Origin of the sequence: Promicromonospora citrea (genome assembly GCF_013004695.1) — a bacterium.
GTDB lineage: Bacteria > Actinomycetota > Actinomycetes > Actinomycetales > Cellulomonadaceae > Promicromonospora > Promicromonospora citrea.
On sequence record NZ_JABEMG010000084.1, the window covers coordinates 1 to 21553 of the forward strand.

General features: G+C 74.5%; 23 protein-coding genes. 7 read left to right on the plus strand and 16 right to left on the minus strand.

Going from position 1 to position 21553, the window contains the following annotated elements:
• The 5 genes from HLB15_RS15665 to HLB15_RS15685 form a co-directional block, all read right to left on the minus strand.
• Positions 1-381: SHOCT domain-containing protein (locus HLB15_RS15665; protein WP_212759946.1), on the minus strand; the 381-nt coding region annotated here is incomplete at its 3' end.
• Between the two features lie 138 nt (positions 382-519).
• Complete coding sequence (locus HLB15_RS15670; RefSeq protein ID WP_171106700.1) at positions 520-1191, minus strand: response regulator; 672 nt, start codon at positions 1189-1191, stop codon at positions 520-522.
• Entirely contained in the window at positions 1188-2579 is a 1392-nt protein-coding gene (locus HLB15_RS15675) for a sensor histidine kinase (protein ID WP_171106701.1), read from the minus strand. The genes HLB15_RS15670 and HLB15_RS15675 overlap by 4 nt, the downstream gene beginning before the upstream one ends.
• Before the next feature lie 114 nt (positions 2580-2693).
• Positions 2694-3929 carry an amidohydrolase gene (locus HLB15_RS15680; RefSeq protein ID WP_171106702.1) on the minus strand — a complete coding sequence of 412 codons (1236 nt, stop codon included), beginning with the start codon at positions 3927-3929 and terminating at the stop codon, positions 2694-2696.
• Between the two features lie 40 nt (positions 3930-3969).
• Complete coding sequence (locus HLB15_RS15685) at positions 3970-4266, minus strand: DUF4287 domain-containing protein (RefSeq protein ID WP_171106703.1); 297 nt, start codon at positions 4264-4266, stop codon at positions 3970-3972.
• Positions 4267-4447: 181 nt separating this feature from the next.
• On the opposite strand from HLB15_RS15685, the gene HLB15_RS15690 reads away from it, so the two are divergent.
• Together HLB15_RS15690 and HLB15_RS15695 are read left to right on the plus strand one after the other, a co-directional pair.
• The gene (locus tag HLB15_RS15690) at positions 4448-6502 is read left to right on the plus strand and encodes an NAD(+) synthase (RefSeq protein ID WP_171106704.1); all 2055 of its coding nucleotides are present in this window, start codon (positions 4448-4450) and stop codon (positions 6500-6502) included.
• A gap of 64 nt (positions 6503-6566) precedes the next feature.
• On the plus strand, positions 6567-7337 hold the full coding sequence (locus tag HLB15_RS15695; RefSeq protein ID WP_171106705.1) for a copper resistance CopC family protein: 771 nt from the start codon (positions 6567-6569) through the stop codon (positions 7335-7337).
• A gap of 6 nt (positions 7338-7343) precedes the next feature.
• On the opposite strand, the gene HLB15_RS15700 is transcribed toward HLB15_RS15695, so the two are convergent.
• Entirely contained in the window at positions 7344-8654 is a 1311-nt protein-coding gene (locus tag HLB15_RS15700; protein ID WP_171106706.1) for an MFS transporter, read from the minus strand.
• Between the two features lie 274 nt (positions 8655-8928).
• Between HLB15_RS15700 and HLB15_RS15705 the strand changes: the two genes are divergently transcribed.
• On the plus strand, positions 8929-9210 hold the full coding sequence (locus tag HLB15_RS15705) for an HU family DNA-binding protein (RefSeq protein WP_171106720.1): 282 nt from the start codon (positions 8929-8931) through the stop codon (positions 9208-9210).
• Positions 9211-9292: 82 nt separating this feature from the next.
• On the opposite strand, the gene HLB15_RS15710 is transcribed toward HLB15_RS15705, so the two are convergent.
• The 3 genes from HLB15_RS15710 to HLB15_RS15720 form a co-directional block, all read right to left on the minus strand.
• Positions 9293-11827 (minus strand): lysylphosphatidylglycerol synthase transmembrane domain-containing protein, encoded by a 2535-nt coding sequence (locus tag HLB15_RS15710; protein ID WP_171106707.1) that lies wholly within the window; start codon positions 11825-11827, stop codon positions 9293-9295.
• A 107-nt stretch (positions 11828-11934) separates the two neighbouring features.
• The gene (locus tag HLB15_RS15715; protein WP_171106708.1) at positions 11935-12726 is read right to left on the minus strand and encodes a CPBP family intramembrane glutamic endopeptidase; all 792 of its coding nucleotides are present in this window, start codon (positions 12724-12726) and stop codon (positions 11935-11937) included.
• A gap of 89 nt (positions 12727-12815) precedes the next feature.
• Entirely contained in the window at positions 12816-14318 is a 1503-nt protein-coding gene (locus HLB15_RS15720; protein WP_171106709.1) for a S10 family peptidase, read from the minus strand.
• Between the two features lie 209 nt (positions 14319-14527).
• On the opposite strand from HLB15_RS15720, the gene HLB15_RS15725 reads away from it, so the two are divergent.
• The 4 genes from HLB15_RS15725 to HLB15_RS15740 are packed head-to-tail and all read left to right on the plus strand — an operon-like array spanning position 14528 to position 17205.
• Positions 14528-15211 carry a hypothetical protein gene (locus HLB15_RS15725; protein WP_171106710.1) on the plus strand — a complete coding sequence of 228 codons (684 nt, stop codon included), beginning with the start codon at positions 14528-14530 and terminating at the stop codon, positions 15209-15211.
• Positions 15201-15500, plus strand: a complete 300-nt coding sequence (locus tag HLB15_RS15730; protein WP_171106711.1) for a transcriptional regulator — start codon at positions 15201-15203, stop codon at positions 15498-15500. The genes HLB15_RS15725 and HLB15_RS15730 overlap by 11 nt, the downstream gene beginning before the upstream one ends.
• The gene (locus HLB15_RS15735; protein WP_171106712.1) at positions 15497-16399 is read left to right on the plus strand and encodes an ABC transporter ATP-binding protein; all 903 of its coding nucleotides are present in this window, start codon (positions 15497-15499) and stop codon (positions 16397-16399) included. Before HLB15_RS15730 ends, HLB15_RS15735 begins: the two co-directional genes overlap by 4 nt.
• Positions 16396-17205 (plus strand): ABC transporter permease, encoded by an 810-nt coding sequence (locus HLB15_RS15740; RefSeq protein WP_171106713.1) that lies wholly within the window; start codon positions 16396-16398, stop codon positions 17203-17205. Before HLB15_RS15735 ends, HLB15_RS15740 begins: the two co-directional genes overlap by 4 nt.
• Here HLB15_RS15740 and HLB15_RS15745 read toward each other — a convergent pair.
• The 7 genes from HLB15_RS15745 to HLB15_RS15775 form a co-directional block, all read right to left on the minus strand.
• A complete protein-coding gene (locus HLB15_RS15745; protein WP_171106714.1) occupies positions 17202-17657 on the minus strand; it encodes a hypothetical protein in 456 nt (151 codons plus the stop codon). The two genes, HLB15_RS15740 and HLB15_RS15745, sit on opposite strands and share 4 nt — an antisense overlap.
• 4 nt (positions 17658-17661) lie before the next feature.
• The gene (locus HLB15_RS15750) at positions 17662-17970 is read right to left on the minus strand and encodes a heavy-metal-associated domain-containing protein (RefSeq protein WP_171106715.1); all 309 of its coding nucleotides are present in this window, start codon (positions 17968-17970) and stop codon (positions 17662-17664) included.
• A gap of 32 nt (positions 17971-18002) precedes the next feature.
• Positions 18003-18347, minus strand: a complete 345-nt coding sequence (locus HLB15_RS15755) for a metal-sensitive transcriptional regulator (protein WP_171106716.1) — start codon at positions 18345-18347, stop codon at positions 18003-18005.
• Between the two features lie 45 nt (positions 18348-18392).
• On the minus strand, positions 18393-18701 hold the full coding sequence (locus HLB15_RS15760) for a hypothetical protein (RefSeq protein WP_171106717.1): 309 nt from the start codon (positions 18699-18701) through the stop codon (positions 18393-18395).
• 134 nt (positions 18702-18835) lie between these two features.
• Entirely contained in the window at positions 18836-20179 is a 1344-nt protein-coding gene (gene hemL, locus HLB15_RS15765) for a glutamate-1-semialdehyde 2,1-aminomutase (RefSeq protein ID WP_171106721.1), read from the minus strand.
• Between the two features lie 35 nt (positions 20180-20214).
• Positions 20215-21216 (minus strand): porphobilinogen synthase, encoded by a 1002-nt coding sequence (gene hemB / locus HLB15_RS15770; RefSeq protein ID WP_171106718.1) that lies wholly within the window; start codon positions 21214-21216, stop codon positions 20215-20217.
• The coding region (locus HLB15_RS15775) for a uroporphyrinogen-III synthase (protein ID WP_171106719.1) at positions 21213-21553 on the minus strand (341 nt) is incomplete at its 5' end. The genes HLB15_RS15775 and hemB, both read right to left, overlap by 4 nt.

The following is a 21553-nucleotide window of genomic DNA, read 5'->3' on the forward strand; positions in this document are numbered from 1 at the left end:
GGGCGCCGGCCCGTCGGAGGGACCGTCCTGCGGCGCGTCGTAGCGGGCGTCCTGCCCGGTGTCCCGCGGTGCGGGCGGCGCCGACGGGTAGGGGTCCGCCGAGCGGAGCACGGCCAGGCGCGAGCGGTACTCGGCCTCGTCGATCTCGCCGCGGGCGAAGCGGACGCCGAGCAGCGTCACCGGGTCGGTCCCGGCCCCCTGGTGGGTGGCCCAGGGCCCCCACGGGCCGCGCGGCCCGCGCCGGGCGCGCCGGGCGACGAGGACGACGACCGTCGCGAACAGCAGGAACCACAGCAGCGGGATGACGAAGAAGAACGGTCCGGGCCCGCCCCAGCCGGCGTAGGGCGCCTCGGCGAGGACCGCGGTCGTGGCGGTGAGCATGTCGACCTCCAGCAGTCGGTGTCGGCCGGTCGTTCCGGCCTGCGTCCAGGCTGCCGTCGGGCGCCGTCCGGGTCGTCAGCCCCCTGTACCCGGTGCGCTACACCCCTGGTGCCGGTCAGGCGGTCCCCGCTCTGCCGGTCAGGCGGTCCCCGCCCAGCCCGGCCGCACCAGACCCGCCTCGTAGGCGAGCACCACGAGCTGCGCGCGGTCGCGCGAGCCCGTCTTCATGAGCACACGCGAGACGTGCGTCTTGACCGTCGACTCCGAGAGGTAGAGCCTGGCCGCGATCTCGTCGTTCGCGAGACCGCCCGCCACCTCGACGAGCACCTCGCGCTCGCGCGGCGTGAGCTCGGCCAGCGCGGGCACGGGTCCCACCACCCGGGTCGCGTCCGCGACCCGGGCCAGCAGCCGCCGGGTCACCGTCGGCGAGAGCAGCGCGTTGCCCGACGCCGCGACCCGCACCGCACGCACCAGCTCGGCCGGCTCGGTGTCCTTGACGAGGAACCCGGACGCCCCGGCGCGGATGGCGTCGGTGACGTACTCGTCCAGCTCGAACGTCGTCACGACGACGACGTGGACGTCCGCCGCCCGCGGCTCGGCGATGATCCGGCGCGTCGCCGCCAGCCCGTCCAGGCCCGGCATGCGGATGTCCATGAGCACGACCTGCGGCAGGTGCTCGAGCGTCCGGGCGACGGCGTCCTCGCCGGTCGCGGCCTCGGCGACGACACGCATGTCGTCCTCAGAGTCGATGAGGGCGCGGAACCCGCCGCGCACCAGCGCCTGGTCGTCGGCGAGCAGGACGTCGATCATGCGGTCTCCCCGGTCTCGGTCGGTCGGACGGCGTCGCGCGGGAGCGGGAGCGCCGCCCGCACCTGCCAGCCGGGCCCGTCGGCCCGCGGACCGACGGCGAGCGTGCCGCCCGCGGCCTCGACCCGCTCGCGCATCCCGACCAGACCGTAGCCGGGTTCCGGCGCGGTCCGCGGCGCCTCGCCGTCGTCGGTGACGACGACCTCCAGGCCGTCGGTGCGGGTGACGCGCACGGTGACCCGGCGCGCGGTGCGTGCGTGGCGGCGCACGTTCGTCAGGGACTCCTGGACCACGCGGTGCACGACGCCGGCGAGGCGGTCGGGCAGCTCGTCGAGGCCGGGCCCGACGTCGGCGGTGACCGCGAGGCCGTCGGCGCGTGCCTGCTCGACGAGGCGGTCGAGCGCCGTGCGGTCCCAGGTCGGGGCCAGCGGGGCGGCGGCGTCCCAGCCGGGACGGGGGCCGTCGTCGGGCGCGGGGGCGCCGGGCGGCGCGGCGGAGGCGCCGTCGCGCACGATGCCGAGCACCTCACGCACCTCGGTGAGCGCCTCCTGGCTGGTGGCGCGGATGTTGGTGAGCGCCTCGCGCGCCTGCCCCGGCTGCTTCTCCAGCAGGTGCAGGCCCACGCCGGCCTGGACGTTGATCGCCGACAGGGAGTGCGCGAGCACGTCGTGCAGCTCGCGGGCGATCCGCAGGCGCTCCGAGGCGACGGCCGTGCGCTCGCGCTCCGCCGCCGTCTCGCGGGCGGCGACCTCGGCGGCCAGGCGGCGGGCGATCCGGTCGCGCATCGCGCTCGCGACGAGCAGCGCGACGGCGAGCCAGGCCGCGCCCGCGACGAGCGAGCCGAGGCTCAGGAACCAGGCGCCGTCGTCGACCCAGGGCGGCCCGTGGCCGGCGGGGCCGGGCGGACCCCAGCGGTCGTCCGGGACCCGCGTCGGGTCGTCGCGGAGGTACCGCTCCACGCGCGGGGCGGTCAGCACGGCAGCGGCCGCCCCGCCGCCCGCGAGCAGCGCGGCACCCGCCCACCCGATCAGGCGGGCGCGACGGCCGCCGGTGAGCACCACGCCGGCCAGGACCGCGACGGGACCGGCGAAGACGGGGCCCCAGGGGTGGCCGAGCAGCAGGAAGCCGAGCGTCGCCGCGACGGCGGTCACCGTCGCGAGCACCGGCCGCCGCGGCAGGAACACCACCAGGGCGGCCGGCGACACGAGCAGGAGCAGCAGCGCGAGCAGGCCGGGCTCCGCCGCCCACGGCTGGTTGCGCCCCGCCGCGAGCGAGCCGACGACGCCGACGAGGGCTACCGCGACCGCGACGAACAGGCGCGCCCGCGGACGGTCGAGGGACCCGGGGGCGACGGGGTCGGCGTCGCGCGCGGGACGGATCGTGCCCAGCATGCTCGAACGCTACGCCGGGCCGCGGCCCGCCGCGTCGCCCCCCGGTACCACCGCGTGTCGTCCCGCGGTGCCGGGGGGCGCGCTCGGGTCGGCGGTGCCGGGGCCGTGCTCGGGTCAGGCGAAGCGGGAGACGCGCTCGCGGACGCGGCCGGCGCCCCGGCCGTCGTCGGCCGCCGGGTCCCACGTGTAGACCTCGGTGCCGGTGATGAAGACGCGCTCGGCGCGCTGGTCGGTGTCGAACGGGTCGCCCGACCAGAGCACGATGTCGCCGTCGAGCCCCTCCTTGACGGCCCCGACGCGCGCGTCCAGCCCGAGGAACGAGGCAGGGTTCGCCGTGATCGCGGCCAGCGCCGTCTCACGCGGCAGGCCGTCGCGCGCGGCGAACGACGCCTGGTGCACGAGGAAGTTGATCGGGATCACCGGGTGGTCGGTGGTGATCGCGACCCGCACGCCGGCCGCCGCCATCGCCGCGATGTTGCGGTTGGCGCGCTGCCGCACCTCGACCTTGGAGCGCGAGACGAACATCGGGCCGTAGATCACGGGGACGTCCTTCTCGGCGAGCACGTCGGCGAGCAGGTGGCCCTCGGTCCCGTGGTTGATGACGAGCCGGTAGCCGAACTCCTCCGACAGCCGGATCGCGGTCGCGATGTCGTCGGCGCGGTGCGTGTGCTGGTCCCACGCGAGCTCGCCGGCCAGCACGCGGGCCAGGGTCTCCTTGCCCAGGTCGCGGTCGAACGGCTTGCCCTCCGCCGCCGCGGCGTCCCGCTTCGCGGCGTAGTCCTGCGCCGCGACGAACGCCTCCCGGATCACGTTCGCGACGCCCAGGCGGGTCGACGGGAGCTGCTTCTTGTCGCCGTAGACCCGCTTCGGGTTCTCGCCCAGCGCGCTCTTGACGGACACCGCGTCGCTGATCACCTGCTCGTCGACCGTGCGGCCGCCCCACGTCTTGATCGCGACGGTCTGGCCGCCGATCGGGTTGCCCGAGCCCGGCTTGATGACCGCCGTCGTCACGCCGCCGGCGAGCGCGTCGCGGAAGCCCTCCTCGTCGATCTGCACGGCGTCGATCGCGCGCAGGGCCGAACCGTTCGGGCCGGTCATCTCGTTGGTGTCGTTGCCGGCCCAGCCCTCGCCCTCCTCGTGGACGCCGAGGTGGCCGTGGCCCTCCACGAAGCCGGGCAGGAGCCACCGGCCGCCGGCGTCGATCGTCTCGACGCCGTCCGGCACGGCGACGTCCTGCCCGACGGCGGTGATGACGCCGTCGGTGATGACCACCGTCCCGTTCTCGATCGGCTCGGCGGTCACGGGGACCACGTAGGCGTTGGTGATGGCGATGCTGGAGCGCGTTGTCATGGGTACATCATTACCTGAGGTAACGACTGCTCGGAACCCGTCAGCCGGACGTCGCGGGGTTGGTCGCCTTCCCGTCGAGCCACAGGGTGTCGGACGCGTCGCGGTGCGTGCCCGACGACCCGACGTGCTTCGCGCTGATCTGCGGACCCTTGGTGATCACGTGCACCATGGCCATGCCGTGCCCCCTGCCCAGGCCGTACTCGTCCTTGAGCCAGGTCAGGATCGGCCCGGCCTTCGTGGACGCGTCGAACCCGCGCTCCTGCGCGAGCGCGAGCAGCTCGCGGGGCGTGTGCCCGGTCTTGTCCTCGACGGCGTCGAGATAGGCCTGGAAAGACATCGTGGTTCCTCTCGTCTGTGCTGGACGCCCCTGCGCCCACCTGCACAGACGCCGGGGTGCCCGCGAACTCATCGGTGCGCCGCGGGTGAGGTTCGGGCACTCGTGACTACCTCGCCAGGTGACTACCTCGGCGGCGGGGGGTGGGCGGGCGAGAGCGGGGCGGCTCCCTAGACTCGACGACGTGGACTTCTACAACGCGTACGCCCAGGGGTTCGCCCGGGTCGCGGCCTGCACCCTGCCCGTCGCCGTCGCCGACCCCGCGGCCAACGCCGCCGCCGTCCTCGAGCAGGCGCACCGGCTGCACGACGACGGGGTCGCCGTCGCCGTGTTCCCCGAGCTGTGCCTGAGCGGCTACGCGATCGACGACCTGCTCATGCAGGACACGCTCCTGGAGTCCGTGCTCGACGCGCTCGCCGAGATCAAGGCGGCGAGCGTCGGGCTGCGGACCGTGCTCGTCGTCGGTGCGCCGCTGCTGGTGGGCACCCGCCTGCTGAACACCGCCGTGGTCGTGCACCGGGGACGCATCCTGGGCGTCGCGCCCAAGTCCTACCTGCCCACGTACCGCGAGTTCTACGAGCGGCGGCAGTTCGCCCCCGGCGACGACCACCGCGGCACCCTCACCCTGCTCGGCGAGGAGGTGCCCGTCGGCCCCGACCTCCTGTTCCGGGCCGACGACGTGCGCGGGCTCGTCGTCCACGTCGAGGTCTGCGAGGACATCTGGGTGCCCGTGCCGCCCAGCTCGCTCGCGGCGCTCGCCGGCGCCACCGTGCTGCTCAACCTCTCGGCCAGCCCGATCACCGTGGGCCGCGCCGAGGACCGCCGCCTCGTGGTCCGGGACCAGAGCTACCGGTGCAGCGCCGCCTACGTGTACACGGCGGCGGGCCAGGGCGAGTCGAGCACCGACCTGTCCTGGGACGGCCAGACGATGGTCTACGAGGCCGGCGACCTGCTCGGCGAGACCGAGCGCTTCCCCGACGGCCCGCGGGCGACCGTGGTCGACGTCGACCTCGACCGCCTGCGCCAGGAGCGGCTGCGGCAGGGCACGTTCGACGACAACCGGCGCGGCCTCGGGCTCGCGCCGACCGGCGCGATGCGGGAGATCACCTTCAGCGTGCACCCGCCGGAGGGCGACGTCGGCCTGCGCCGCAAGGTGGACCGCTTCCCCTTCGTGCCCGACGACCCGGCCCGCCTCGCCCAGGACTGCTACGAGGCCTACAACATCCAGGTCACCGGGCTCGAGCAGCGCCTGCGGGCGATCGGGCAGCCGAAGGCGGTCATCGGTGTGAGCGGCGGCCTCGACTCGACGCACGCGCTGATCGTCGCGGCCAAGGCGATGGACCGGCTCGGCAGGCCGCGCAGCGACATCCACGCGTTCACGATGCCGGGGTTCGCGACCGGCTCGGAGACCAAGGGCCGCGCGTACCGGCTCGCGGAGGCGCTCGGGGTGACGTTCGAGGAGCTCGACATCCGGCCCGCCGCCGAGCAGATGCTGCGCGACCTGGACCACCCGTACGCCGCGGGCGTGGACGACTACGACGTCACGTTCGAGAACGTCCAGGCCGGCCTGCGCTACGACTACCTGTTCCGGCTCGCGAACCACCGCGGCGGCATCGTGGTCGGCACGGGCGACCTCTCGGAGCTCGCGCTCGGCTGGTGCACCTACGGCGTGGGTGACCAGATGTCGCACTACGCGGTGAACACCGGCGTGCCGAAGACGCTGATCCAGCACCTCATCCGGTGGACGGTCGACAGCGGGCAGTTCGCGCCCGCGCCGGAGGACCCCGTCAACGCCGTCCTCGCCGAGATCCTCGAGCAGGAGATCACGCCGGAGCTCGTCCCCACCCGCGAGGGCGAGACGCCGCAGTCCACCGAGGCGACCGTCGGGCCGTACGCGCTGCAGGACTTCACGCTGTTCCACGTGCTGCGGTACGGGTTCCGGCCCTCGCGGATCGCGTTCCTCGCGGCGCACGCGTGGCAGGACGCCGAGGCGGGCGAGTGGCCGCCCGGCTTCCCCGCCGCGCGCCGCACCGCGTACGACCTGGCGACCGTGCGGCACTGGCTCGAGGTGTTCGTGCGGCGGTTCTTCGCCTCGCAGTTCAAGCGGTCGGCCCTGCCCAACGGGCCGAAGGTCTCCGCGGGCGGCACGATGTCGCCGCGCGGCGACTGGCGCATGCCGTCGGACGCCTCGGCGGCCGCCTGGCTGGCCGAGCTGGAGCGGAACGTGCCGCAGGCCTGAGGACCGGTTTCGCCCGCGACGAAGCGGGGGTCCCGGGCGCAGGGAGGGCCGGTAGGGTGCCGACATGCCTGATGTCTCCTCTGCTGTCCCGGTAGCCCTCGCGCGGCCCGCGGGCCGACGCCGCCTGGCCGTCACCGCGGCGTTCGCCGCGGTGCTGACCCTCGTGGCCGTGCTCCTGACCGCCGGTCCGGCGAGCGCGCACGACCAGCTCCTGTCGTCCGACCCCAAGGACGGCGCCACGCTGGAGAGCGCCCCGTCGAGCATCACGCTGACGTTCAGCTCGGCGCCGCTCGACACGGGCATCGAGATCGTGCTCGAAGGGCCCGACGGCGTCACGGCGCGCGGTGAGGACATCCAGGTCGACGACCGTGCCGTGACCGCCCGGCTCGACGACGGCCTGCCCGCGGGCACCTACGACGTCGCGTGGCACGTCGTGTCGTCCGACGGCCACCCGATCGACGGCGAGCTGAGCTGGACGGTCGAGAGCGGGCCGGAGCCCGGGCCGAGCGAGACGGCCGCGCCCGAGGCGTCGGCCACGGCGTCCGAGACCCAGGACGAGGCAGCCCAGGACGAGGCAGCCCAGGACGAGGCGGCCGACGGCGAGGGCGCCCGCTCGAGCGCCCCCGCCGAGCTCGCCGGCTCGGGCGACGGCGCGGGCCCCAGCGGCCTGGCCGTGGGCGCAGGCATCCTGGCCGCCGTGCTCGTCGTGGCGGGTCTCGCGGTGATCATGCGCCGCAAGATCCTCGAGAACGACCGTCTGCGCGCGGCCGACGAGGCCGGTCCCGCGGCGGGCGGCAAGCGCAACGACAACCCGGACGGCAAGGCGCACGACTGACGGGCGTCAGCCCACGCGGGTGTCCCGGTCCGGGACACCCGACGGTCGCCGGGCGGCCGCCAGCGCCGCCACGACGGCGGGTACGAGGAGCAGCGCGCCCGCCGTGTTGACCGCCTGGAACCCGCCCCAGGCCAGCAGCGGCCCGGCGAGCGCGGCCGCACCCGCGCCGACGTAGTTCATCAGCGCGTCGGTCGCGCCCTGCAGGGGCAGCTTGACGCGCGGCTCGGCCACGGCGGCCAGCACGGCCGACGACGCGATGACGCACGCCGACCAGCCCAGCCCGAGCAGCACGAGCGCCACCGCCGTGAGCACCTCGGTGTCCAGGGTCGCCGGTGCGCCATGCCCGACGTGGGCCGTGCCCCCGGGGGCGGCGCCGGCCACGAGCGCCGCCGCGGTGAACCCGAGCACCGCGGCGGTGCCCTGGAGCGCGATGCCGCCTGCCGCGACGCGCAGCGCGCCGAACCGGTCGGCGAGCCAGCCGAACACCGGGCTGAGCGCGAACATGCCGAGCACGTGCAGGCTGATCACGAGTCCGACGAGCTGCAGCGACATCCCGCCGTGCTGCATGTGCACGGGGGTCATGACCATCACCATGATCATCACGGCGTGCGCGCAGGCGGTGGTCACCACGGCGAACCGGGCCCGCGGGTGCGTCCACGCCCAGCGAAGGGCCGCGATCGCGCCGGTCCGCCGGGTGGGCCCCGGCGCCGCGGCCGACGGCGCGGCGTCACGCCGCGGGTCCCGGTACAGGCTCACGAGCAGCAGCCCGGCGAGCAGGTAGGCGACGACGGAGAACAGGTACGGCCCGCCGAGGTCGGGCACGCCGACCCCGCGGCCGACCACCGCACCGGGTGCCGCGAGGTTCGGCCCCACGACGGAGCCGACCGTCGTCGACCACAGGACCACCGCCATGGTGCGGGCGCGGGTACCGGAGCCCACGTTGTCGGCCGCCGCGTACCGGGACTGCAGGTTGGTCGCGTTGGCGACGCCGTAGAGCGTCAGCCCTGCCAGCAGGACGACGAGCTGCCCGACCACCGCGGCCGTCACGACGAGCACGGCGCCGACCGTGGACAGCGCGTAGCCCAGCGAGAGGGCCCACCGGCGTCCGCGGGTCTGGGCGAGCGTGGCGAGCGGCACGGACGCGACCGCGGCGGCGAGCACGCCAACGGCCTGGGCGAGCCCGGCCACGGACGTGCCGCCCAGCTGCTCGGCGAGCAGCGCCCCGACGGCGGCTCCCGAGGCGACGCCGACACCGGCGAGAAGGTTGCTGAACACCAGGACCAGGAGGTTGCGGCGTTCCCGCAGCGGTTTCTCCACGATTTCCTCTCATCGACGCGCGTCCACCGGTCCGGTAGACCGCTCTGGGTTGCGGAAGTCATCGGATAGTGCCGTCTGACGTGCCGGCGGTGGGGCCTCCCTCGTCGTCGTCCACAGGCTCGTACACAGGTTCGTGTCCTCTGAGAGCGGAAAGTTACCCACGACTCGCCGTCGAAAGGCCCGTTCTCCGCGAATTCCCGCCGATCTGCTGGCAGTATGGGGCCTCGTCGTCGGGCGGGTACCGCCGCACGACGTGACCGATGAAGGGAACCGCATGTCGCTCAACAAGTCCGAGCTCGTCTCGGCCATCGCCGCCAAGGCTGAGATCAACAAGTCCGAGGCCGAGGCCGCGCTCAACGCCTTCCAGGAGGTGCTGATCGAGTCGCTCGCCAAGGGCGAGGCCGTCAAGGTGACGGGCTTCCTCTCGGCCGAGCGCGTCGAGCGTGCCGCCCGCACGGGCCGCAACCCGCGCACCGGCGAGGAGATCTCGATCCCGGCGAACTTCGGTGTCAAGCTGAGCGCCGGCTCGCTGCTGAAGAAGGCCGTCGCGAAGTGACGCTTCGCCGCTGACAGCGACGCGAGGCCCGGCCCCGGTCCGGGGCCGGGCCTTCGTGCGTCCAGGGGCCGCGACCCTGCCGTCAGAGGTCGCCCTTGCGCTCCAGGTAGCGCATCGCGACCCAGCCGATCGGCACGCGGCCCCAGTAGGTGCACAGCCGGTACAGGATGGTCGCGGAGAACGCGATGGTGGCGGGAACACCGGCCGCCGACATGCCCGCGGTGAGCGCGCCCTCGACACCGCCCAGGCCACCCGGCGTCGGGATGAGCGCGCCGAGGGCGTTGCCGACGAGGTTGACGAGCGCGATGTCGACCAGCGAGAGGGACTCCTGGAACGCCGCGAGGCAGCACCACAGCGCCACGATGTAGCCCAGCGTCATGACGAGGTTGCCCGCGACGCCCAGCGCGAGCCGCCCCGGGTGGCTCATCACCTGGGCCAGGCGCGGCCACACCTGACGCAGGCGCGGCGCGACGTACCCCATGCCCCACCGGCGCACGGGCGGCACCAGCAGGGCCGCGACGACGGCGAGCGCGACGGCCGCCAGCGTGATGAGCACGGCCGGCGACGGCAGCTCGACCAGCGCGCCCGAGCCCGTGAAGATCGACAGGGCCACGAGCAGCAGCACCGTCACGACGAACTGCGACACCTGCACGAGCGCCACGGTGGCGACCGCCATCGACATCGAGACGCCGCGCTGCGTGAGCAGGCGCAGGTTCAGCGCGGCGGGACCGATGCCCGCGGGCGCCGCCAGCGCGACGAACGAGCCCGCCGCGGCTGTCAGAGTGGCCCGGCCGAGCGGCACGCGCGCGGGGGAGAACGCGACGAGCGTCAGCCCCGCGCCGAGCCAGGTGAGCACGGCGAGCGCGAATGCGACGGCGATCCACCACGGGTTCGCACCCCGCACGGCCTGCGTGATCTCGGTGAAGTTGATGGTCGTGACGACCACGGCGACGACGACGATCATGAGCGTCGTGGTCAGCACTGTGCGTGCGCTGAACCGCGAGATGCGCTGCGGCTGCACGCTGGCCTCGGGCAGGCGCTCGACCAGCGCCCCCCGCAGCTCGCCGAGGAGCCCCTTCGCGCGCCGCACCTCCTCGCGTGTCGTCCACGGCAGCGCGATCGACTGGATGAGCGGCCCGAGGGCGGCGATGTCGGCGTCGGGCAGGGCGCGGACGGCCGAGGCGACGGCCCGGCGCGGGCCCACCCGCAGCGCGACGAGCGCGAGCATCTGGACCAGGTCGAGCCGCCGGGACAGGGGGGAGGAGGCGATGTCGCCCTGCTCCCAGCCCGCGACCCAGACGTGCGGTCCGTCCTCGGCGCGGTGCACCAGCAGCACGTCCTGGGTCAGGGCGCGGTGGGTCAGGCCCGCGGCGTGCGCCCGCGTGAGCTGGTCCCACGCCCCGGCCAGCACGTCGTCGTCCACCTCGTCGTCGGCCAGGTCGCGGAGCGAGACGGCGGGGGCGGCGTGCTCCAGCACCAGCACGATCGAGTCGCCCGTCTCGCCGATGCCCAGCAGGCGCGGGGTCCGCACGCCCGCGGCGGTCGCCGCGTACGAGAGCAGGGCGGTGCGCTCGGCCACGGCCTTGAGCGAGATGGCGGCGCGTCCCTCGATGCCGCGCAGCCGCAGCGCGCGCCACAGCCGGGTGATGAGGCCGACCACCTGGCGGTCGCCGTCGAGCACCACGACGTCGCGGCGCACCCCGTCGGCGCTGGACAGCGCGTACACGCGGTTGCCGCCCGCGCGGCTCAGGGCGAGCGACGCCTTGTCGCCGACCGGGCCGACCTCCTCGTCGTCGTCCCGGACGCGCGTCAGCGCCGTGGGCGCGAAGCCGGCGCGGCGCACCGCCTCGACCAGGTCGGGCCCGTAGGCGCGCTCGCTGCGGGTGCCGGACACGTACTGCACGGCCGCACCGGCCAGGCGGCCCAGGAGCAGCGCGACGAGCACGCCGGGCAGCGACACCTGGCCCGTGATGAGCACGACGAGCAGCGCGACGAACAGCAGGTTCCAGGAGATCCGGACGGTCCGGCGGCGTGTCGCCGGACCGGCGACCGTGAGCATCGCCGTGAGCGCGACGGCGTACTCCGGCACCGCGAGTACGTACCCCGTGCCCCGCTCCCACACCGACATGCCGCGCACGAGCTCGTCCGAGCCGAGGTGCCGCACCAGCACCGTGGTGAGCACGCCGAGCAGCAGGCCGACGACACCCGCCGCGATCGACTCGACGATCTGCCGGCCGAGACGCCGCACGCCGAGCTCGATCATCACCGCCACCGGCGCGAACAGGGTCACCAGGCCCTGCAGCACGGCGACCGGCACGAACAGGATCGTGGCGAGCAGGTCGTTGAAGCTCCGCACGTCCTCGGTGACGCCCGCCGTCGTGCCGTGCGCCACGACCGACAGCACCATGACCGCCGCGACACCCAGCGCGCACCCGATCATCCACAGGACCGCTCGGGGATGGCGCACCCGCTCCTCGGGGGTGTCGACGACGCGGACCAGGTCCGCGGGCGCAGGGGACTCCTGGTGCTCCGGGCGCTCGCGGGCCTCCCGTGGCTCCTCCGGCACCTCGGACACCCGGGCGCCGGTGTCGGCGCTCTCGGTGCGCGGCTCGGACATACTCGGGAGTCTAGGGCGGTTGGTCGCCGCATGACCGGAAAGCGGGAGTGACGCCCGCGATATCCCGGCCCCGCCTGGTCGCGGGTCACCCGCGGGTCCGCGGTTCGTCAGCGGATGCCGAGGGCCTCGCGCCACTCGGCGGGCACGAGGGCGTACCCGACGAACGCGACGACGTCGAGCAGCGTGTGCGCGACGACGAGCGGGGCGACGCGGCCCCTGCGCTCCTCGCCGGTGCCCGCCGCGAACCGCGGCGAGGTGTAGAACCACGAGAAGACGACGCCCATCACCACGTTGCCGAAGAACGGCCCGATGCCCTGGTAGAGGTGGTACGAGCCGCGCAGCAGCGAGCTCGCCACGACGAACCGGACGCGGTCCCAACCGAGCTCGCGCGTGCGCTGGTACAGGTAGCCCACCGCGATCACCTCCTCGAGGAGGCCGTTCTGGAACGCGGCGAGCAGGAGGACCGGCACGGTCCACCAGTGCGTGTCGAGCGCGCTGGCCTGCACCTCGACCGTGATGCCGAGCGCCCGGCCCAGGGCGTAGAACGCCAGGCCGGGGATGCCGATCGCGGCCGCGAGGGCGACGCCGTGACCGAGGTCGCGACCCGGCCGGCCGCGGTCGAGCCCGAGCAGGCGCACGGCGCTGCGGCCGTGGTCGCTGAGCAGGTACAGGGCCAGCGCCACGGGCACGAGCGCGAACCCGATGCCGAGCAGCTGGTAGACGAGGTCGAGGTACGGCCGCTCGGACCGGCTCGCGTTGAGGGTCGCCGTCTGCTCCGCGAGCGGCGTTCCCGCGGTGAGCCGCGCGGCGATGGCGACGAGCGCGTAGACCGCCGACTGGCCCAGGCTGAGCCCGAGCACGATCCAGACCTCTGCGGCGACACGGCGGTTGATGGGCACGGGCCCGTTATAGCAGCCGCTCCTGGGCCCCGGCCGGGGACGACCTGGCCGGGGCCGGGGAGCCGGCTGCGGCGCGGCTCCGTAGCGGGCTAGCGGTTCGACGCGCGGCGCACGAACGCCGCGAGGTCCGTCGCCTGCGCGACGCGGGACTCCGGGTGGATGTACATCATGTGCCCGGCCGGGTAGACGCGGGTCTCGATGCGTTCGCGGGAGGCCGCGGGGATCTCCATCTGGTCCAGGCTGTACTCGATCGCCTCGACCGGCACCCCGCCGTCGTACCGGCCCATGGCGACGTGCACCTGCAGGTGCGGGTTGAGGATCATCGCGGTGGCCAGCTTGTCGGCGACGTCGACGGCCTTGCCCTCGAACTCCTTGAACGACCACGGGTGCACGTGGCGGGAGAGCACCTCGTAGACCGCGTCGTGCTCGTAGCCCAGCTCGCCGCGCAGGTAGTGGTGCAGCGCGGCCGTGTAGGGCCCCGAGATCGCCGTGATGAACGGGTCGTACGGCATCTGCTCGTGGATGTAGTGGTCGGCCGGGCCGGTGAAGCGCGTGTCCAGCCGACCGGTCACCAGGCGCCGCGAGCGCAGCAGCTCGGCGTAGACGCGGGTGTGCTCGAGGCGCAGGTTCGCGCGGTCCACCCAGTCCTCGTCGAGGCCGGTCAGCGCGGCGATCCTCGACACGGCGGCGGCGCGCTCGTCGTCGGGCACGCGTGCGCCGCGGGCCAGCACCGACGCGTACGTCTCGGCCCAGTCACGGGCCTCGGCCACGACCTCGTCGAGCGGCCGGTCGCCGTGCAGCCCGTGGTAGTGCGCCGTCGCCGCGTAGAGCGGCAGGAACAGCGGGTGCGGCAGGTTGGAGCGCTCGGCGTCGAACAGCGCCTCGAGGTTGAAGGCGGGCGCGATGAGCATGACCCCGTTGAGGAACATGCCGAAGCGGTTCTGCAGGTACTCGGCCAGCGCGGCGCCGCGCGTGCCGCCGTAGGACTCGCCGATGAGGAACTTGGGGCTCATCCACCGGTCGTTCCGGCTCGTCCACAGGCGGATCACCTCGCCGACCGACTCGATGTCGCCCGTGAACCCGTGGAACGGCGCTGTCTGCTCCCCCTCGGTCGCGCGCGACCACCCCGTGGAGACGGGGTCGATGAACACGAGGTCGGAGGCGTGCAGCAGCGTCTCGTGGTTGTCGACCAGGCCGTACGGCGGGGCGGTGAGCGCGCCGACGTCGCCCGAGTCCACGCGTCGCGGCCCGAGCACGCCCAGGTGCAGCCACACCGACGACGACCCCGGGCCGCCGTTGAACGCGAACGTCACGGGGCGGGTCGTCACGTCGGCGCCGTCGAGCGTGTAGTACGTGACCGACATCTCCGCCTTGGGCCTGCGGCCGTCGTACCGCTCGTCCGTGACGACCTCCTGGCGCAGCACGACGCGGCCGGTCGTCGCGGTGTAGGTCAGGTCACCGTCCGGGGTGTGCAGCGTGTGGTGCGTGGTGACGAGGTCGTCCGCCGGCTCGGCGCGGACGGCCTTCTTCTCGTCGCCCGACGCCGTCGTCGCCTCGGGCCGGTCGGTGCTGGTGCTCTTCTCGTCGGTCACGCGAGGAACCTACCGCGCGCCGGCGCCCACCCGCCGTGAATCGTCTTTCGACCCGAGGCTGCTCGCCTGTGACGGCCCGCAAAGCCAAGCAGCCTCGGGTCGAAAGACGATCCGCAGCGGTGAACACCCGGGAAGAGGGTTGCGCCGGCATACCCGCGTGCGGCAGAGTGGTTTGCAGCACAAACCGGTTTGGACGATGAGGAGACGACATGACCACCGACCCGGCAGGAGACCCGGCGGCGGCCGGGCGGCCCGCGGACGCGGGGCTCGACCCCGCCGAGATGCTGCGGATGCTCCGCGAGCAGCAGGACGCCGCGCGGGACGCGACGGAACCCGACGGCCGCCTCCTGTTCGGCGCCTGGGGCCTGGCGTGGCTCGTGGGCTACCTGGCGCTCTGGTCGACGGCGCGCACCGGGGGTCTGCCGGCTGCCTGGGCGGGCTGGGTGTTCGCCGGGTGCATCGTCGGTGCGATGGCGTTCACCATCGTGCACAGCGTCACGCGGACGGCGGGCGTGCGCGGCGTGAGCGCGCGGACCGGCGCGCTGTACGGCTGGACCTGGTTCCTCGCGTTCCTCGCCCTCGGCGTGCTGCTCGGGGCGATGGGCAACGCGGGGGCGTCGCCCGAGGTCATGGCGATCGCGGCCAACGGGTTCGCCGCGCTGATCACCGGCCTCCTGTACATCGCGGGCGGCCTGGCGTTCGGCGAGTCCCGCATGGCCGCCGTCGGCGGCTGGATGCTGGTCACCGCGGGCGTCGCCGCGTTCGCGGGCATGCCGCACACCTACCTCGTCATGGCCGTCGCCGGCGGCGGCGGGTTCCTCGCCATGGCGGGCGTCGAGCACGTGCTGCGCGTGCGCCGCAGGACGGAGGGCGGTGGCCAGGGTGCCCGATGACCTCGACCCCGTCATCCACGCCCCCGCCCGGCTGCGGGTGGTCGCCTCGCTCGCGGCGCTCGACCGCGGGGACGAGCTGGCCTTCCCCCGGCTGCGCAAGCTGCTCGACATGACGGCGGGGAACCTGTCGACCCACCTGCGCAAGCTCGAGGACGCCGGGTACGTCCAGGTGACCAAGACCCACGAGGGCCGGGTGCCCGCCACCTACCTCGCCCTCACCGAGCACGGCCGCACCGCGTTCGCGGAGTACCAGGCGGCACTCATGGACCTCCTGAAGGGAACACGATGACGATCTCCTCGACGAGCGCGGTCACGGTGACAGGGGTGACGCGGCGGTTCGGCCCCGTCCTCGCCCTCGACGACGTCACGCTGGAGGTGGGGCACGGCGAGCTGGTGGGCCTGCTCGGCCCCAACGGGGCGGGCAAGTCCACCCTCCTCTCGCTGGTCAGCGGGCAGCGCAGGCCCGACGCCGGCCAGGTGCGCCTCGACGGCCGCGACCCCCGCGACCCCCGGGCGCGCACCGCCCTCGGCCTGACGCCGCAGGAGACGGGGCTCCCCGCGACGCTGCGCGTGCGCGAGGTGGTCGACTTCGTCGCCGGGCACTACCCCGAACCCGTGCCGACCGACGAGCTGCTGGACCAGTTCGGGCTCACCGACCTGGGCCGGCGGCAGACCGGGTCATTGTCCGGTGGGCAGAAGCGCCGGCTCGCCGTGGCGCTCTCGCTCGTCGGCCGGCCCCGCGTCGTCCTCCTCGACGAGCCGACGACGGGTCTCGACGTCTCCGGCCGCACGGCCCTCTGGGACGCCATCCGGCAGTACCACGCGAGCGGCGGCACCGTGCTGCTCACCTCGCACTACCTCGAGGAGGTGCAGGCGCTCGCGGAGCGCGTGGTCGTCATCGACCGCGGGAACGTCCTCGCCGACGACTCCCTCCAGGCGGTCCTGAGCCGCGTGGGCATGCGGCGCGTCCAGCTCACCGACGCCGAGGGCGTGCGGCGCGAGCACCTCGTGCCCGACTCCGACGCCTTCGTGCGCGACCTCGTCACCGCAGGCACGCCGTTCCGGGACCTCGAGATCCGCGGCGCGACGCTCGAGGAGGCGTTCGGCGAGCTGGTGGGTCAGGGCGCCGAGCAGGCCGCCGGTACGACGCACGCGGGCGTCACGACGAACGAAGGAGCACTGCGATGAGCGCGACCACCACCACCCCGGCGCCGGCCGTCGGCGCGAGCGACCGGCCCACCCGGCCGTTCTGGGCGCTGGCGCTGCTGCACCTGCGCTACCAGTTCCTGGAGACCGTCCGGGTCCCCGTCGCGGTGCTCGGGAACCTGCTGTTCCCGTCGCTGTCGATGTTCTTCTTCGTGGTGCCGCAGCGGGCGGTCGCCGAGGACCCGGTGGTCGCGACCGTCGCGGTCGCGGGCCTCGGGCTGTTCGCCGTGTGCTCGGCGAGCCTGTTCACCTACGGTCTCGGCGTCGCGGAGGACCGGCAGCTGCCGTTCTACCCGTTCCTGCGGTCGCTGCCGACGGGGCCCGGGCCGCAGATGGTCGCCCGCGTGCTGAACGGCGGCATCTTCTCGCTGTTCGGTCTCGTGCCGCTCGTGCTCATCGGCTGGCTGTTCACCGAGGCGACCGTGACCCCGGTGCGGCTCGTGGCAGGCGTCGGGACGATCCTCGCGGTGTCGGTCCCGTTCGTGCTGCTGGGCATGGCGATCGGCCACGCGCTGTCGGCCAAGGCGGCGCTGCCCGTCGTGCAGGTGATCCTCTTCCCGCTGGCCTTCGCGGGCGGCCTGTTCCTGCCGCCGCAGATGTTCCCCGGCTGGCTCGACGCGATCTCGCAGGCCACCCCGACCCGCGCAGGCCGTGACCTGCTGGTGCAGGCGACGACAGGCCTGGAGGCCTCGGCCGTCGCCCTGCCCGTGCTCGCCGGGTGGACCGTGCTGTTCGCGGTGCTGGCCGTCCTGGCCTACCGCCGGGACGAGGGCCGCCGGTTCCGCTAGGCCGCGGGACCGGGCCGGTCGCCCGGTGCCGTGCGCAGCGTGACGACGCCGCGCACGGCACCGTCCCACGCCACGGCCACGGTGTGCCCGGCGTCCGGCGTCCCCGACGGTACCGGGACGCCCTGCCCGGCGAGCCAGCCGGGCGGCCCGACCAGGACGCGCCGGGTGTTGAGGAGGCCGCCGGGGGCCAGGCCCGCGTGCGCGCGCCGGACCAGCCCCTCCAGCCCTCCGCCGGGGTGCTCGGCGAAGCCGCTGACGTCGAGCGGCGGGCGGTCGTCGTCGTCCGCCGTGGCGGACTCCGGCAGGCCCGCCTCGGCGCGGTCGGCCCGGACGAGCGCGCGCCCGACGGGGCCGCCGCTCAGGGCTCCGAGGGCGGCCGCGTACCGCAGGACCTCGGCCCGGCCGGAACCGGCCGGTCCGAGGTCCTGCACGGCCGTGACGTGCAGCGTCATCCGGTCAGGACGGGATGATCGGCAGCGTCCGGTTCGCCTGCCTGGCCGGTGCCTGCGCCGCCGTCTCGGCCGCGAGGGCGTTCTCGAGCACGTCGACGCCGGCCACGGCGTAGCCCGCCTCGTCGACGGCCTCGCGCAGCGGCTGCTCCGCGAGCGGGGCGTCCGAGATCACGCGCACCTGCGAGGTCTCGCCCGCGTGCAGCTCGACCGTGACGTCCTGGACGTCCGGCACGGCCTTGAGCTCGCTGGTCACGGCGGACACGCAGTGCCCGCAGGTCATCCCGGTCACGGCGAGCGTGGTCACGGTGGTCATGTCGTCTCCTCGGTTCAGGAACGGGTCGGCGGTCACATGCGGACGAGGCGAGCGATCGCCTCGGAGGCTTCCTTGACCTTGGCGGCGCCCTCGTCGTCCGACGCCTTGGCCGCGTCGACGACGCAGTGGGCCAGGTGGTCCTCGACGAGCGCGAGGCTCACCGCCTGCAGGGCCTTGGTCACGGCACTGACCTGGGTGAGCACGTCGACGCAGTACTCGTCCTCGTCGATCATGCGCGCGATGCCGCGCACCTGCCCTTCGATGCGGCGCATCCGCTTGAGGTAGCCGGGCTTGTCGGACGCGTACCCGTGCGGGCCGTCGTGCGCACCCGCGTGCTCGTGCGCGTGCTCGTGGTGCTGGTCCGTCGCCTCGGTCATGCCACCATCAGATACCCCATGGGGGTAGTGCGTCAAGTGGTGGCGTCAGCCCAGCAGGGCGCCGAGCTGGGCGAGCACGATGCCGACCACGGCCAGGGCGGCCCAGATGACCAGACCCCAGCGCCACCAGACGTTGAGCGACAGCCGCGACGGCGCGTCGAGCTGCATCGCCTCCTCGTCGGACAGGGGGCGCATCGCCCAGCCCGACTCGGTCGCCGTCGCCAGGCTGTACCGCAGTCCCCACGACACCCGGAGGATCCAGAACAGGTGGAAGTAGGAGTACCGCAGCACCAGGGCCCGCCCCGCGTCCAGCGGTGCCGACTTGTTCTTGCTGCCCCAGCCGAAGAAGATCATGCTCTCGGTTCCCTCGTTCGTGCGGCGCGCCCTGTGCGCGCGGCCCGCAGAGCGTGACAGACGAACGCGCCCTCGTCAGTGGGGAGAGGTCCCCACCGGCGAGGGCGCGCGGTCGTCGGTGTCCGCGCGGGGCCTCAGGCCGTCGCCGCCGCTGCCGCCCGCGCCGCGGCGGGCAGCGCCGTGAGGATGCGGTCCACCGCCGCGTCGTCGTGCGCCGCCGAGACGAACCACGCCTCGAAGACCGAGGGCGGGAGGTTGACGCCCGACTCCAGCATCGAGTGGAACAGCGCCGTGTAGCGGAACGTCTCCTGCGCCTGGGCCTGGGCGTAGTCGCGCACGCCCGACGCCGCGGCGAGCGGACCGAAGAACACGGAGAACAGCGAGCCCGCACGCTGCACGCGGTGCTCGACGCCCGCGGCGGTCAGGGCCTCGCCCACGGCCGCGGACAGCACGCGCGCGACCTCGTCGACCCGGGCGTAGACGGCGTCGCCGGCGAGGTGGAGGGTGGCCAGGCCCGAGGCGACGGCGACCGGGTTCCCCGAGAGCGTGCCCGCCTGGTAGACGGGGCCCAGCGGAGCCAGATGGTCCATCACCGACGCGGGCCCGCCCAGCGCGGCCACCGGCATGCCGCCGCCGATCACCTTGCCGAACGTGAACAGGTCGGGGGCCCAGCCCGCGCCGCCCGCCGCGCGGATCGCGTCGTTCTCGAGCCCCCACCACCCGGACGGCCCCACGCGGAACCCGGTGAGCACCTCGTCCATGACGAGGAGCGCCCCGTGCCGCGCGGTGATCCGGCGCAGGCCCTCGTTGAAGCCCTCGGCGGGCGGGACCACGCCCATGTTGGCGGGCGACGCCTCGGTGATGACGGCGGCGATCTCCGAGCCGCGCTGCGCGAACGCCGCCTCGACGGCCGCCAGGTCGTTGTAGGGCAGCACGAGGGTCTCGGCGGCGGTCGCCTCGGTGACGCCGGCGGACCCCGGCAGGGCGAGCGTCGCGACGCCGGAGCCCGCCTCCGCGAGCAGCGCGTCCATGTGCCCGTGGTAGCAGCCGGCGAACTTGACGACCAGCGGCCGGCCGGTGACGCCCCGCGCCAGGCGGATCGCCGTCATCGTCGCCTCGGTGCCGGTCGAGACGAGGCGCACGCGCTCGGCGGCGGGCACGCGCCGGCGCACTTCCTCGGCGAGCTCGACCTCCGCGACCGTCGGGGCGCCGAACGACAGCCCGCGGGCCGCGGCGTCCTGCACGGCCGCGACGACCTCGGGGTGCGCGTGGCCGAGCAGCGCGGGACCCCACGAGCCGACGAGGTCGACGTACTCGCGGCCCGCCACGTCGGTCACGTACGCGCCGCGCGCCGACGCGAGGAAACGCGGGTCGCCGCCCACGCTGCCGTAGGCGCGCACCGGCGAGTTCACCCCGCCGGGGATCGCGCCCTGCGCGCGCAGGAACGCCGCGTGGTTCGCCTCGGGGGCGCGCCGCAGGCCCTGGGCCTCGACGGGCTCCTGGTGCTGCCCGGTCACCGGACCCACCCCGCGATCTCGAGCGCCCAGTAGGTGAGGACGACGTCGGCCCCCGCCCGCTTGATGCCCGTCACGGACTCCAGGACGGCGCGGTCCCGGTCGATCCAGCCGTTGGCTCCGGCCGCCTCGATCATCGCGTACTCGCCCGACACCTGGTAGGCCACGACCGGCACGTCGCTGCGGTCGGCGACCGCGCGCAGCACGTCGAGGTAGGTGCCCGCCGGCTTCACCATCACCATGTCGGCACCCTCGGCGAGGTCCAGGTCGGCCTCGCGCAGGCCCTCGCGGCCGTTCGCGGGGTCCATCTGGTACGTCTTGCGGTCGCCGGTCAGCTCCGAGTCCACGGCCTCGCGGAACGGGCCGTAGAAGGCGCTGGCGTACTTGGCGCTGTAGGCGAGGATGCTCGTGTCGGCGAAGCCGGCGTCGTCGAGCGCGTCACGGATCATCGCGACCTGGCCGTCCATCATCCCCGACGGCGAGACGACGTCAGCGCCCGCCTTGGCCTGCGCGACCGCCATGGACGCGTAGCGGATCAGCGTCGCGTCGTTGTCCACGGCCCCGGTGGACGTCAGGACACCGCAGTGGCCGTGGTCCGTGAACTCGTCGAGGCAGGTGTCCGCCATGAGCACGGGCGTGGCCTCGCCCGGGGCCAGGCCCTCGTCGAGCGCGGCGCGCGACGCGCGCAGCGCACGCTGCAGGATCCCGTCGGGGGCGTCGGCCTGCGACCCGCTGCCGTCCTTCACGGCGGGGATGCCGAACAGCATGACGCCACCGAGGCCCGCGTCTCGGGCGGCCCGCACGGCGTCGACCAGCGACTCCTCCGTGTGCTGGACCTGCCCGGGCATGCTCGCCAGGGGCACCGGCTCGGTGAGCCCTTCCTTGACGAACAGCGGCAGCACCAGGTCGGCGGGGTGCAGGCGGGTCTCGGCGACGAGGCGGCGCATACCCGGCGTCGCGCGCAGACGGCGCGGCCGGTACACGATCCCGGAGGTGCTCACGATGTCCTCTTTCTCTTGGCGAGTGCTTCGGTCACGGCGTCGGCGAGGGCCGCGTCCGTGGGCTGGTCGGCGACGGCGAGCACCGTGTGCCCGGCGTCGGCCGCGGCGCGGGCCGACGGCTCCCCGATCGCGACGACGGGCTGCGGCCCGAGCTGCGCCGCGACCTGGCGGGCGGCCGAGCCCGAGGCGACCACGACGACGTCGTACGGCCGGCGCAGCGGCGCGGGGAGCTCGTGGGCGACGGTGCGGTAGGCCGTCACGACGTCGACGGCCCAGCCCTTGGCGACGAGGCCCGCCCGCACGGTGTCGGCGGCGAGAGATCGGACGAGCGTCGTGT